At 50.2% G+C, this 12,059-nt stretch carries 10 protein-coding genes and 1 tRNA gene; 1 reads left to right on the top strand and 10 read right to left on the bottom strand.

The genetic code is table 11. The features are described from left to right. Positions 1 to 35: 35 nt before the first annotated feature. Positions 36 to 533: a tRNA adenosine(34) deaminase TadA gene (tadA, locus tag M891_RS0112505; RefSeq protein WP_009226794.1), complete on the top strand. Its 498-nt coding sequence runs from the start codon at positions 36 to 38 to the stop codon at positions 531 to 533. Between the two features lie 97 nt (positions 534 to 630). Here the strand turns inward: tadA and M891_RS0112500 are convergent, their stop codons facing one another. The 10 genes from M891_RS0112500 to M891_RS24660 all read right to left on the bottom strand — a co-directional run bounded on the left by M891_RS0112500 (position 631) and on the right by M891_RS24660 (position 11,426). After that, a complete protein-coding gene (locus tag M891_RS0112500; RefSeq protein ID WP_028539079.1) occupies positions 631 to 1,707 on the bottom strand; it encodes a hypothetical protein in 1,077 nt (358 codons plus the stop codon). 109 nt (positions 1,708 to 1,816) lie between these two features. After that, positions 1,817 to 2,632, bottom strand: coding sequence for a YitT family protein (locus tag M891_RS0112495; RefSeq protein WP_232228338.1), 816 nt, complete (start codon positions 2,630 to 2,632; stop codon positions 1,817 to 1,819). A 576-nt stretch (positions 2,633 to 3,208) separates the two neighbouring features. Next, positions 3,209 to 3,297 (bottom strand) — tRNA-Ser (locus M891_RS0112485). A gap of 61 nt (positions 3,298 to 3,358) precedes the next feature. Beyond that, complete coding sequence (gene serS, locus M891_RS0112480) at positions 3,359 to 4,645, bottom strand: serine--tRNA ligase (RefSeq protein ID WP_028539077.1); 1,287 nt, start codon at positions 4,643 to 4,645, stop codon at positions 3,359 to 3,361. 142 nt (positions 4,646 to 4,787) lie between these two features. Then, positions 4,788 to 5,366, bottom strand: coding sequence for a pyridoxal 5'-phosphate synthase glutaminase subunit PdxT (gene pdxT / locus M891_RS0112475; RefSeq protein ID WP_016314646.1), 579 nt, complete (start codon positions 5,364 to 5,366; stop codon positions 4,788 to 4,790). Between the two features lie 136 nt (positions 5,367 to 5,502). After that, the gene (gene pdxS, locus M891_RS0112470) at positions 5,503 to 6,384 is read right to left on the bottom strand and encodes a pyridoxal 5'-phosphate synthase lyase subunit PdxS (RefSeq protein WP_009226788.1); all 882 of its coding nucleotides are present in this window, start codon (positions 6,382 to 6,384) and stop codon (positions 5,503 to 5,505) included. An 87-nt stretch (positions 6,385 to 6,471) separates the two neighbouring features. Next, positions 6,472 to 7,905, bottom strand: coding sequence for a D-alanyl-D-alanine carboxypeptidase family protein (locus M891_RS0112465; protein WP_036626288.1), 1,434 nt, complete (start codon positions 7,903 to 7,905; stop codon positions 6,472 to 6,474). A gap of 125 nt (positions 7,906 to 8,030) precedes the next feature. After that, the gene (gene guaB, locus M891_RS0112460) at positions 8,031 to 9,491 is read right to left on the bottom strand and encodes an IMP dehydrogenase (RefSeq protein ID WP_016314648.1); all 1,461 of its coding nucleotides are present in this window, start codon (positions 9,489 to 9,491) and stop codon (positions 8,031 to 8,033) included. A 488-nt stretch (positions 9,492 to 9,979) separates the two neighbouring features. Continuing rightward, positions 9,980 to 10,576 carry an ATP-dependent Clp endopeptidase proteolytic subunit ClpP gene (gene clpP, locus M891_RS0112455; RefSeq protein ID WP_028539076.1) on the bottom strand — a complete coding sequence of 199 codons (597 nt, stop codon included), beginning with the start codon at positions 10,574 to 10,576 and terminating at the stop codon, positions 9,980 to 9,982. A gap of 19 nt (positions 10,577 to 10,595) precedes the next feature. Next, positions 10,596 to 11,426 (bottom strand): RNA polymerase sigma factor, encoded by an 831-nt coding sequence (locus tag M891_RS24660; RefSeq protein ID WP_198032036.1) that lies wholly within the window; start codon positions 11,424 to 11,426, stop codon positions 10,596 to 10,598. Positions 11,427 to 12,059 lie beyond the last annotated feature (633 nt).

Raw genomic sequence — 12,059 nt, 5'->3', positions numbered from 1 at the left:
GAATGGTTACGTTCATTAAGGAGTTGATTTGATCTATGCCTTCTTCATCCCCTTTGATCCCCGAACCTCCTGCCTCAACTTATCCCCATGAATATTGGATGGCCGAGGCAATTCGGGAAGCTCGAAAAGCAGAAGCCATCGGCGAAGTCCCCATCGGTGCGGTGATCGTCCGAGGCGACGAAATCGTTGGACGCGGCCACAACCTGCGGGAAAGCTCGCTCGATGGAACCGCCCATGCCGAGATGATTGCCATCCGCGAAGCGAGCGAGCGGCTGGGTGCCTGGCGGCTTCTCCACTGTCGACTCTATGTCACGCTAGAGCCTTGCCCCATGTGCGCCGGAGCGATCGTACAGTGTCGTGTCCCCCATGTGATCTACGGAGCACCGGACCCAAAGGCAGGATGTGCCGGCACGCTGATGAACCTGCTGCAGGAGCCGCGGTTTAACCACCGGACCGATATTACCTCTGGCATACTTCAAGAGGAATGCGCCTCGCTGTTAACCGAGTTCTTCCGCCGGCTTCGCAAGAAATAACTTCTCATAAAACATTAAAACCTCCAGCCCCTTAAGAAACATGGGACTGGAGGTTTTTTTCGAGTGTAAGTATAAACTGTTGGATAAGTCCTAACGCCTAATAGCCAAACTGGCTCATTTCCTCTTGCAGCTGTTCCAAAGTCAACGTGTCTGTCGGGATGCCAATTTCAAAGGCTGGCTTCTCGTTGATTTGGGTAAAGTGGCTGGTCATTTGCACCGCTGCCTTAACGTTCGTCTGCGTATCCGGATCGTTCACGGCGACGTCCACCTGAACATTGTAGTACGCTGGGTAATTGTTCTCGTCGATGGCGGTATCCACAGTGAACTTGTTGATTTGCAGATGATTCTTCATCTCATCCAGCGCCTCGCCCAATTCATCCTGGTTGCCTTCCTGCAGCTCCTGCTTCGCCTGCTCGATTTCCTCCGGCGTCAGCTGCAGCATCGAACGGTATTCTTCTTTCGCCAGGATATCCAGCATCTTCGGCAATGCCTGGTTTACCAGAATGGTCACCGCTTCTTTTACATTGTCATTCGTAATGGCAAACTGCACAACTTGCTTCGCCTTGAAGCCCGCCGGCAGCGATGCCTCCTTAGGATCGATGTTGCTGAAGTAAGCCCCCGACTCATATTCGGCAAATAATGCCCCCATCAATTCCATACTCAGCTTCTGACTCTTCTCCGGGTTGAATAGATCCGGATTAAATTCCTCGCCCGCTTGCTCTGCCAGCTCTTTCAAGTCCAGTACCAGGAATTTCCCTGTCACTGACTCCGGCAATGGCAAGAACGGAATGCTTGGGATTTTCACATACAGCTTCTCGGCTGTCATCACCAACGGGATAGTAATGGTGGTTGTCATATCCCCTGTCAGTTTGACTTCCAGCGTTGCTTCCGTTTGCATCGGTTCCTTCTGGTAAATTTGCTTGATGTTGATCTCTGCGTTCTTGAGCATGGAAAACACCGCGCCTACTTCCGCAGACTCTGCCTCTTCTGTCCCTTCTACGGAGAAATCCAAGATCTTAATTTGATTCTCCACCACGTAGGAATCCATCTCCAGCGCCTTCATCGCTGCGCTGCTCAAGGCTTCCTTCGGTTCTTTCTTACTGCTGCAGCCGGACAATACCAGCACGACAGACAGCATCACCAGCATCATCGACGTGAACCATTTCCTAGACATTACAGTCTCCTCTCTCCTGCCCTAACCTCATTCTAAAGCATTCCTTTTTCTGAACACTTCTCACATATCATAAACCATACGCCAATAGGACGGAATTCATTTCTCCAAATTAATGGATCGCCTTTTTCTTGAAACGTCCGCCTTTGACGTCATGAATGTTTCCGACTGCCAAAAATGCATTTTCATCGTAATGATTAACGATTTCCTTCAGCTTAGCTTCTTCCAAGCGGGTAATTACACAGAAGATAACTTTCTTCGGATCCCCGGAAAAACCGCCTTCTCCAGTTAAGTACGTAACGCCGCGGCCCAAACGGCTTAGAATAGCATCTCCGATCTCATCGATTTGATCGCTGATGATCCATACCGATTTCGACTCGTTTAAGCCATCTACCACGATATCAATCGATTTGTAGGCAATATAATAAGCTAACAGCGAAAATAAGGCGCGCTCCCAGCCAAACACAAAGCCTGCGCTAAGCAAAATAAAGAAGTTAAAAAACATAATGATCTCGCCAACCGAAAACGGAGTTCTGCGCGAAATCAGAATGGCTACAATTTCGGTACCATCCAAAGAGCCTCCAAAGCGGATGACTAAACCGGTACCTAACCCTAACAAAATACCGCCAAACACGAAAGCCAGCAAGGTATCCGTTACAAACGGTTCAGCATGGTGCAGCAGTGTTGTACCGGCCGACATAACAGTAATGCCCAAAAGGGTGGATATTGCAAAAGTCTTGCCGATTTGTTTATAACCGACAATTAGAAACGGGAGGTTGAAAAGGAAGAGGAATACCCCAAGCGGGAGTCCCGATAAATAAGAGGTCATTACGGAAATACCGGTTATCCCGCCGTCCGTAATTTTATTTGGTACCAAGAACAGCTCCAGTGCAACAGAGACGATCACCGCTCCAATGACAATAAACATCGATCTGAATAAAGTACTTTTCAGCGTCCGCTGTTTATGTTGGCGTACTTGGGTTGCATTCGGTGGAATCAGATGGTTTGGATTAACTGCGTTCAAATGGCATCACGATCCTTTCAAGTTGGTTTGCTCAATTCTTCCCTCTCACCAGGCTTTCTCTAGTATTCATGCTCCCCTTTAAAGGACATACCCTTACCTTTATTATGACATTTTCTTGTCTTGTTGTCTTGTTCTAATTCATAAGTCCCTTCAATACAAAAGCCCCAGCAGAAGCTGGGGCTGCGGAACAGCGAATGTTTTCAATGGATTAGGCTTACCCTTCCGGATTGTAATGACCATCTTGTTTACGCATTTTCACCTTTTTGGACCCGGATAACGGTTCTGGGCCTCTTTTCCCCTTATCACGCCGATGATCCTGGTCTTGGATATTATCGGATCCAGAGGTTTGATAGGTCTGCGGTTTCGTCATAACAGATAAAGCCTCCCTTGATTTAATCAACAAGGTTAATTTGCGAAGAAATAGCTGGCCTTATACACGAAAAAAGAGAGCATCTCTGCTCTCTAAATGTGCAATATGTATGGCGGAGAGGGTGGGATTCGAACCCACGTGGGCTTGCACCCTAACGGTTTTCAAGACCGCCCCGTTATGACCGCTTCGGTACCTCTCCAAGGAAAAATCCGATTCGCGTAACAAATCAGATTCTACCATATCGTCCGCAAGCGTGCAAGTTAATTCCGCTTGGTAATCTTCTGTAAATTGCCCATATACGGACGCAGAACTTCTGGAATAACTACACTGCCGTCCTCTTGTTGGTAATTCTCAAGAATGGCCGCGACGGTCCGACCGACAGCCAGCCCTGAACCATTCAGCGTATGCACGAACTCCGGCTTCGCCTTCGGCTCCGGACGGAAGCGAATGTTGGCCCGGCGAGCTTGGAAGTCCTCCACGTTCGAGCAAGAGGAGATTTCGCGATAGACGCCGCTTTCCGGGAGCCACACCTCTAGGTCATAGGTTTTGGCCGCCGTAAAGCCCATATCCCCCGTACACAAGGCAAGTACACGGTAAGGCAGGCCCAACAGCTGCAGCACGCGTTCCGCGTTCTCCGTCATTTTCTCCAGCTCGTCATAGGAAGTGTCCGGATGCACAATTTTGATCATTTCCACCTTATTGAACTGGTGCTGACGAATCAAACCACGGGTATCGCGGCCCGCTGCACCGGCTTCCGAACGGAAGCAGGAGCTGTATGCCACATAATAACGCGGCAAATCTTCCGCAGTTAAAATTTCGTCACGATGATAGTTGGTCACCGGAACCTCAGCGGTTGGGATCAGATAGTAGTCGTTGCTGCCGGTGAGCTTGAACAAATCCTCTTCGAACTTCGGAAGTTGTCCTGTACCGTATAAGCTGTCTTGATTCACGATGTATGGTGGAAGCATTTCCTCATAGCCGTGCTCGTTGCTGTGCAGATCCATCATAAAGTTGATGAGCGCACGCTCAAGACGGGCTCCCAGCCCTTTGTAAAACGTAAACCGCGAGCCGGTTACCTTAGCGGCAGCCTCGAAGTCAAGGATGCCGAGGTCAGCGGCAATATCCCAATGCGCCTTCGGTGTAAAATCAAATTTACGCGGTTCGCTCCAGCGGCGGACTTCAACGTTATCTTCTTCAGAAGCCCCCACCGGTACACTTTCGTGCGGAATGTTTGGAATCGAGAGCATCAGCTGGTCAATTTGGGCTTCCAACGTCCGTACCTCTTCGTCCAGCTCCTTGATGCGATCCCCGACTTCGCGCATCTCCACGATCAGCTCGTCGGCGTCCTCTTTATTTTTCTTACGCTTGGCCACTTCTGCAGACACCGTGTTCCGACGGTTCTTAAGCGCTTCGCTCTCTTGAAGCAGCTCCCGGCGTTTCTCATCCAGCGGGGCAAAACCGGAGATCAGCTCCAACGATTTCCCCCGATTTTTCAGCGCTTCCTCAACACGCGCATAGTCATTTCGTAAGATTTTCACATCTAACATGAGTAGTCCCTCCTAGAATGATCCCGCACAGACCTGCCGACCTTCATCTGGGGAGACCCGCGGACGGAAAGGCTGCATAACGGAATTTCAAAACGCCGGTAAAACAGACAAAACCTCAACCCGCAAAGGAGTCAAGGCCTGCTTACGGCTGCTTGGCTTGCTTGATCATCTCCACAAAATACGTATGTAGCGAGAAGTCGTCGGTCAGTTCCGGGTGAAACGACGATACGAGCAAGTGCCCTTGTCGTGCGGTCACGATCTCGTCCTTGTAGGTCGACAACACCTCGACTCCGTCTCCAACCGCCGTAATCAGCGGAGCACGAATAAATACGGCCCGCAACGGTGCCTCAAGTCCCTTCACGTCAAGGTCGGTCTCGAAGCTTTCACGCTGACGTCCAAACGCATTACGCGATACTTTAATATCCATCAGAGCGAGATGAGGCTCCTCGCCGCCCTCGATCTCCTTCGCCATGACGATCAATCCTGCACAGGTCCCAAAGATCGGTTTCCCTTGTCCAGAAAAATCGCGAATAGCTTCAATAAAGCCGTATTTCCGCATGAGCTTGCCGATCGTCGTGCTCTCGCCGCCAGGGATAATCAATCCATCCAAGTCAGCAAGCTGCTCGACATGCTTTACGGTTACGCCTTCAACTCCGGTCTTCTCCAGGCTGCGGATATGCTCCGCAACTGCGCCTTGCAGCGCCAACACCCCTACTCTCATGACAAACCTTCTTTCTCTAGAGGGCTTCGAACATTCAGGCAAAACCCCAGTTTACTAAGATGTACCCCGACCATCCCAAGGGACAGCCGGGGTGAAAGACTTGCCTTTGATTCCAGCGGTTATTCCGCGATCTGGATTACCAGCCGCGATCCGACATCCGCTCGGCAGCGGCCAACTTGGAAATTTCAATGCCTTTCATCGGTGTACCCAAGTTCTTGGATACTTCAGCAATCAGTTTGTAATCCGTGTAGTGCGTCGTCGCTTCAACGATCGCCCGGGCAAATTTCTCTGGATTATCCGATTTAAAAATACCGGATCCCACGAACACCCCGTCTGCACCCAAATGCATCATCAGGGCAGCATCCGCCGGCGTCGCTACCCCGCCTGCCGCGAAGTTAACGACTGGCAATTTACCCTTCTCATGAACTTCGAGCAGCAGATCGTAAGAAACGCCGAGGTTCTTCGCTTCTGCGTACAGTTCATCCTTCGACATGTTTTGTACTTTACGGATTTGGCTGTTGATCAGACGCATATGGCGGACCGCTTCAACGATGTTCCCCGTTCCTGGTTCGCCTTTCGTCCGGATCATCGATGCACCTTCGCTGATCCGGCGCAACGCTTCACCCAAGTCCTTCGCGCCGCACACGAACGGCACCGTGAAATCCCGTTTATCGATATGGAACACTTCATCCGCCGGGGTCAGTACTTCACTCTCGTCCAAATAGTCTACCCCAAGCGATTCCAGAACTTTCGCTTCCACGTAATGACCAATACGTGCTTTGGCCATAACCGGGATGGAGACAACCTTCATGACTTCCTCAATAATCGTTGGATCCGCCATGCGGGCAACGCCGCCAGCCGCCCGGATATCGGAAGGCACACGCTCCAGCGCCATAACGGCGGTAGCCCCGGCCGCTTCGGCAATTTTGGCTTGTTCCGCATTCATGACGTCCATAATGACGCCACCTTTTTGCATCTCAGCCATACCTCTTTTAACACGCGATGTTCCTGTTTCCATGTCCAATCCTCCCGATAATAATCTAACTAAATATTTTACAAGATACGACTTAAATACACAACCCGTTTACTCGGATTTGAATGGACCTTAGAAAAGATTTTTGATCCCGTTAAACAGATCGCTGAAGAAATCGCCAATTGCACGCATCACCAAGGTAAACCAGCCGGCTTTCTCCGCATCCTCGGCTGTGATCAGATTGACCGTCTTCTCCAGCGTTTGGTCCATACCCGGCGCTTTAAATGTATAAGTTACCGTCCCAACCTTCGTTCCTTGCTTCAGCGGCGCTGTCAGAGTGCCTTCATCAGCCAGTGTCACTTTAGCTTGAACCGCGTTGGTATCTGCACCTTTCGGCACAACGAAGCTAACCGCTTGATCGGTTACCACCGGAACTTCCGTATGTTTCGCTTTCTTCACCGTAACGGTTTCGGTTCCAGTCACTGTCGTCTTCGGCGGTACAATTTGCTTCGTTTCAAAGTTGTTGAACCCGTAGTCTAAGACTTTCCGCGTTTCCACAAAGCGAGCTTTGTCCGAGGCGGTCCCCATAACGACGCTGATGAGACGCATGCCGTTACGCACCGCGGTACCTGTAAAGCAGTTTCCGGCATTGGAGGTGTGTCCCGTCTTCAGACCGTCCAGACCCTCGTAAGCAAATTGTTTAAAATTCGTGACGTTCTTATTCGCTTCCAGCATCCAGTTCAAGTTCACCATCGGCGCGGCATCGCGTTCACGGAACTTCTTGCTTTGAATTGTGGTAAAGCGAGCAAAGTCAGGATGATCCGTAACAATATATTTGGCCAAAATCGCAGCATCCAGCGCGGACATTACGGTCTCTTTCCCATCGGTTGGCCGGAATTCCGCTGGCATATCTGCAATATCCAAACCAGTTGAGTTGGCAAAGTGAGCGGTCTTCATCCCCATTCGCTTCGCTTCATCGTTCATCATTTTCACGAAAGCCTGTTCGGAGCCGGCTACGTATTCCGCCAGAGCCACCGTCGCATCATTGGCAGAGGCAATCGCCATCGCCGTATAGAGTTCTTCTACAGTATGTTGATCCCCTTCGGCCAGAAAAATCCGTGAACCGATTGTTTGGGCTGCATTTTTCTGTACTGTCACTACGTCATCCCAGCTAAACTTTCCTTGTTTCACAAGTTCCGCTACGATATATTCGGTCATCATCTTGGTCATGCTGGCCGGAGGCAGCGGTTGTTCCCCATTAACGTTCAATAAGATTTGGCCAGAGACAGGCTCGAGCAAGATCGCAGCGCTGACTTCCAAATCTAAAGACTCCACGGAAGGAATTGAGGTAGCCGTTGTTTGCACTGTCGTCGTTTCGGTTGATGTTGTTCCGGCATTAGTAGATTCCGTCTGTTCCCCTTCTGCCAGCGCCATCGCCGGCGCAAGAGAGAATACTAGCGCATTCACCAGCAGCACAGAAGCAACGCTTTTGCGCAAGACATGCCGTTTAGTTGTCGATTTGCGTTGTGGTTGTTTGAGTTTCAATGCCCTTAAAGCTCCCCTCATATTCTTTCATTTTGCTTTATCTATTCTATCACAGGGGTATCTGTAAAAAAAGACAAGCAGGGCGGAAAACGCCCTGCCAGTGATGGAATAAAATGGTCAGCCCATTTCTATCAAAATTTATCAGTTTATTGAATCGAGTAGTTAGGCGCTTCTTTGGTGATTTGCACGTCATGCGGATGGCTTTCGCGCAGGCCGGCGCCCGTAATGCGGACAAATTGCGTATCGTTGCGCAACTCGTCGAGCGTCTTCGTGCCGCAATATCCCATCCCGGAACGCAGACCACCAATAAGTTGGTGGATCGTATCCGAGAGCGGTCCCTTATACGCTACGCGACCTTCAATCCCTTCCGGCACGAGCTTCTTGTCATCGTCCTGGAAGTAGCGGTCCTTACTACCTTGCTTCATGGCCCCCATCGAGCCCATGCCTCTGTATACCTTATACCGACGCCCTTGATAGATTTCCGAGTCCCCAGGGCTTTCTTCCGTTCCGGCAAACAAGCTGCCCAACATGACCGCATGCGCACCAGCCGCGATTGCTTTGGTGATTTCGCCAGAATATTTGATACCGCCGTCCGCGATGATCGGAATCCCGTATTCACGGGCAACTGTCGCACAATCATAAACCGCTGTAATTTGCGGTACACCGATCCCGGCAACGACGCGGGTGGTACAGATCGAACCCGGTCCAATCCCTACTTTCACGACGGAAGCTCCCGCTTCAATCAAAGCTCTCGTTCCTTCACCTGTCGCTACGTTACCTGCGATAATCGTCAAATCCGGATACCGTCTGCGAAGCTCGGCCACTGCATCAATAATGTTAATGTGGTGTCCATGCGCCGAATCCACCGTAATGACGTCAACGCCGGCTTTCACCAAAGCCTCCGTCCGTTCAAACGTATCCTTGGAGATCCCCACCGCCGCGCCTACAAGCAAGCGCCCTTGGGCATCCTTGGCGGCGTTCGGGAATTGGATTGCTTTTTCAATATCTTTGATTGTGATAAGGCCTTTCAGGATATTATTCTCGTCAACGAGCGGAAGCTTCTCGATTTTATGCTTCTGCAAAATAATTTCAGCTTCTTGCAACGAGGTTCCCACCGGAGCGGTAATCAGGTTGTCTCTCGTCATGACGTCGCTGATTTTGATATTGTAATCATGAACAAAACGCAGGTCGCGGTTGGTCAAAATCCCCACCAGCTTCTGCTCCTCATTTACAATCGGTACGCCGGAAATACGGAACTTGGCCATAACCTGCTCTGCGTCGGATACGAGATGATCTGGAGTCAGCGAGAAAGGATTGGTGATTACGCCGCTCTCGGAGCGTTTCACCCGATCGACCTCTTCAGCTTGTTGTTCGACCGGCATATTTTTGTGGATGATCCCAATGCCGCCTTCCCGTGCGATGGCAATCGCCAACGCCGCTTCTGTGACTGTGTCCATGCCCGCACTGATCAATGGGATGTTCAGCTTCACCTTGTCGCTAAGCCGAGTGGACACATCCACCTCTTTAGGCAATACCTCCGATTTACGGGGAATCAGAAGCACATCGTCAAACGTTAAGCCTTCCTTGTCAAATTTACTTTCCCACACCGTGATGAATCCTCCTTCGAATTTGTTGATTTGTTGGGCTTCATTCCTGAAATCCGGGTATAAGAAAAACGTCTATCGACGTAAATTCAAAGTAGACAGACCGCGTTTAGCGGATGTTTTTCTTGCGATATCAGGATGCCAATCCCCCGCAGTTTATACTTTCTGATATCTTAAAAAAAACGACTACCGCTGTCATTCCTATGAAGACACAACCCTATATATCAAGACCGTATAGCCGCTTACGAAAATATATTGTTCCCATCTTAGCAAAGCCCCTCTAGGCTGTCAAGGACAAGCTTAAGCAAAAAAACAGGCGGCTTCCCAGCGGATACGAGTGTCTTTATTACGCGTACATTGACTAAGAATTTGCAGGGATCCTGATGCTAATCCTGCCCCAATCCCCTTCGTTTGATTCTGCAAAAAGAAAGAGGACGGAGAGGGCTGTGCGCCTTCTGCCGTCCTTGGATTTTCCTTGGTATGCACTTCAATCAGCTAACGCGCTTATTGTGCGTAATCACCTGATCGATGATCCCGTACTCGCGCGCTTCGTCTGCACTCATGAAATAATCGCGGTCCATGTCTTTTTCAATCCGCTCCAAGGGTTGACCAGTGCAATCCGCAGCAATGGTATTCAGCACAGACCGGGTTCGCAATATCCGATTGGCACTGATCGCAATGTCGCTGGCCTGCCCTTGGGCACCACCATGCGGTTGGTGAATCATAATTTCGCTGTTCGGAAGTGCGAAGCGTTTGCCTTTGGCCCCGGCCATTAACAGAATCGCAGCAAAAGAGGCTGCCATCCCGGAGCAGATCGTCTGCACATCAGGTTTTACATACTGCATCGTATCGTAGATCGCGAAGCCCGCTGATGTCGAACCGCCTGGACTGTTGATGTAGAAGTAAATATCTTTCTCTGGATCTTCCGCTGCCAGAAACAGCATTTGCGCCATTATACTATTCGCTACCTGATCATCAATCGCCGAACCAAGGAACACAATCCGATCCTTCAGCAAACGTGAATAAATGTCATATGACCGCTCTCCCCGAGCAGTTTGCTCAATGACGTAAGGAATAACTGAACTCATGGCTTACCCTCCTTCAAAATCAGGCGGCAAGACCGTAAGACATCAACATCAGATGGTTGTGCACCGGAACGGCCGCAGAAGTGTCTACTGCCTTGCTCCGTAAAGAGCTGCGACGGTACGATTGAAGCGTGACTACCGGAACCACATCCTGAGGCCGCGCGTCGTTATACAGCATCGCCAGCGCAGCGGCGTCTTCTCGGCGAATCGCATCCATATAGGCAAGAACCAGTACGTCGTCGCTTAACGATCCTGGTAAGAAGTCCTCCTCCATGGACTGAACCTTATCCTGCCGGGGCGCTGTAACTGCTCGGCTGGAACCCTCCACTGCATTCCGCAGTCGGACCCGCGCTCTGTGCAAAGATGCTTTGACGGCCCCTTCAGTCGACCCGATCAACTGCGCTGTTTCGCCAGCTGTATATTTTAAAATATCAATCATCAACAGCGTGGTGCGCTGAAGAGGCGAAAGCTCGGTGACCAACGTCTCCATCGCAGCCCACACTGCAGCGGGATCGGTTGGTTCCGGCGCTTGCAGATATTCGTCCAGGGGGAGCGATTCGGCCGGAAGCTTCCTTTTGCGATTGCAGTCGATCCAAGCATGTTGGGCTGCACGGTAGAGATAGGTTCGTGTGAGTTGTACGTTTTCCCCTTTCCCTTGCGTCGCCGACCATATCTTGAGCCACGTATCCTGCGCCAAATCGTCCCCTTCCCACACGGAACCGGTGATAGAACGGCAGTAGTTACGCAGTTCGCTACCATACAATTGGACCCATGAATGAAAGTTGCCCTCTCCAGAACGGGACGGTGCAGACACAGGTCTCCGCGGATTTCGCTCTCTAGCTGCTATTGGCACCGGAACCCACCTCCCTCTGTAATGTAAGATCGCACTCTCTTCGAAGAGCCATCTTATGTTATGTCCTACAAACCAGCCTTCGACCAACCCGGAATAAGCTGAATGCTTACTCAACGGTATAAACGTATTTTTCGGAAGGAACGATACGCGGTAGGATCAGAATTTTTATATATCATAGCATTTTCGGATCCAACGCGTGTGCCCTTTGATACGATTCCTGCAAAAATGTTATTTGGGAATCGAATTGCTGTTTTGCGTAAAATAACTGTAAAAGTGCAGGCTTTTTGCGCTAAAACACCCGATTTGCCCCATTTCACCACTAGCCTTGCACCAAACCTGACATGAGAAATTACAGAAAAATTGTTTGTAAAATATCCTAAATATGGTTGNTATTACTGGTATTCTTCTGGTTGCTCATAAAAAAATCTCCTATTGTTAAGGTGTAGGCATGTTACCCACTCCATAACAGAAGGAGACCATAGCATGGGTAACAATAACTCAAAATCAGTCATTTGTAAATGCCTAAATTTGCTGAATGTCGGAGAATACCGCGGCCTGCTTGCCGACCATCGCACTCGCAAACTTACAACCGGTAAAGCCATTCAGATTTTTGTGGAGTCTCAGCTTGCAGGG

It is taken from the genome of Paenibacillus sp. J14 (assembly GCF_000518465.1).
In the GTDB taxonomy this organism is placed as follows: Bacteria; Bacillota; Bacilli; order Paenibacillales; family Paenibacillaceae; genus Fontibacillus; species Fontibacillus barengoltzii.
The sequence above is the reverse complement of the archived record's forward strand: the minus strand, read 5'-3'. Positions and strand labels throughout refer to the sequence as shown.